Source organism: Acinetobacter sp. V2 (assembly GCF_001188385.1).
Classification (GTDB): domain Bacteria; phylum Pseudomonadota; class Gammaproteobacteria; order Pseudomonadales; family Moraxellaceae; genus Acinetobacter; species Acinetobacter oleivorans.
This window is the reverse complement of sequence record NZ_JZFB01000005.1, coordinates 725-2,515: the sequence shown is the minus strand read 5'-3', so window position 1 is coordinate 2,515 and position 1,791 is coordinate 725. Positions and strand designations below refer to the sequence as shown.

General features: G+C 34.9%; 1 protein-coding gene and 1 pseudogene. Both read left to right on the top strand.

Features of this window, described 5'->3' with window-relative positions; translation table 11 throughout:
- Window positions 1-399: pseudogene (locus tag UC75_RS21880) on the top strand (sodium:proton antiporter); the annotation flags it as partial.
- 456 nt (window positions 400-855) lie between these two features.
- The coding region (locus UC75_RS14640; protein ID WP_128825303.1) for a BapA/Bap/LapF family prefix-like domain-containing protein at window positions 856-1,791 on the top strand (936 nt) is incomplete at its 3' end.

Here is a 1,791-nt window from a genome sequence, read left to right as displayed (position 1 = left end):
GGTGTACGAGGGGGGATTTCACTTGCATTGATTTTGGCGGTTGCCAATATTCCTGCATTAAGTCCTTATAGCAGTATCCTGATTGGCTATACTTTTATTAGTGTGTTGTTATCAGGCATCGTATGTGGTCTAGGCTTACCAGCTGTGATGAATGCTTTCTATTACAATCCCAATGAAGAAACCGAAGGTTTAAAAGGTCTCTATCAACGATTGTGTCATAAGATGAATCGAAGAGGCTTTCAATATATTGTTGGAGAGGATGCACTGGGTAGAGAAACAATTACCGTTTTTAATCCAGATATTCTGGTTGACCAAAAAACAGAAGATGGAATTGCAACAATGCATGACCCGAATAAGTTACAAGAAGTAAAACGTTTTGAGAGTCCGGATAATTTCTAAATATTTGTAGTTTTAAATTTTATAAAAGATTTACAAATTAGGTTTTAGTGTAATAGTGAAATATTACCTAAAGCCTTTTTTTTCTATATATATCATTAATAATATATTTTATTTTATTAAGATATTAATAATTGTTATATGAATATTTTAATTAAATGACATTTCAACAAATGGTAAATATAAAAAAAGAAATTTGTTTTATATATAAAACATTTAAAGAAATTTTCTCTTAAATTAACACAAGATAAACTCAAAGAAGACTTATATATAATTTCTATTAATTAAAATTTTTTCTTTAGGTACTTTAGTATTTGTTTTTTTTATTTTAAAGTGGTTAATGTAAAAATGATCACATTACTTAATGTTTTTAAGTTGTAGGTCAAAAACTTTAAAACATTAAGTAAAAAGAATTATACAAAAAATCATTTAAATCAATAATATAAAAGGAATACAGATATGCCTGAAATACAAATTATTGCCAAGGATAGTCACGACACCTTGTCAACCATCAAGGGAACTTCCGCATCGCTTACAGAAGCATCGGTTGTATTGGTAAAAGTGGCTGCCAGTGATGTATTGGTAGTGAATAGGGAGGGAACCAATGCAGTCATTCGCCTTAAAAATGGCGAGACAATTGTTATTGAAGGCTTTTTTAGTGGAACAGCTGAGCCTAAAGATAACAGCCTTGTTTTTCAAGACGAAAATGGACAGTTAATCTGGGCAAAATTCAAAGATGCTGAAAATGATGCAGACGCGGACGCTGATGCGGATGCTGATGCCGACAGTGATGTTGAGCCACAAGCACTCGTAGCTGAAGATTTACCAGCTGCTTTACCAGCAGAGGCACCACAAGAGTTGGTGTCTGATGTCATTTATCAGCCTATTTCTTCAATTGAACCATTGCTTTATCACGATGGTGGCATAAACCCATGGTTGTGGGCTATCCCATTAGTTGCGGGTGGTATTATCGCAGCAGCATCGAACCATGATAGTAATAATGACTCTTCAACACCTACCGATACGACTCCACCAAATACAGATGGGGTAACTTTCTCTGTTAATTCAGTTACATCTGATAATGTACTTAATGCCTCAGAGGCAGCAGGTAATGTCACGATTACTGGTATTTTGAAAAATATTCCAGCAGATGCAGCAAATACAGTGGTTACTGTTGTAATCAATGGTCAAGAGTACACTGCAATTGTAGACAAGGTTGCAGGTACTTGGAGTGTAAGCGTACCGGGTAGCGGTTTAAAAGCAGATCCAGATCAAACTATTGATGCTACTGTAACTTTTACAGATTCAGCAGGTAATAGCAGCACTGTTAAAGATACGCAAACTTATACAGTAGATACCACAGCGCCAAATGCACCAGTAATTGATCCGGTTAAC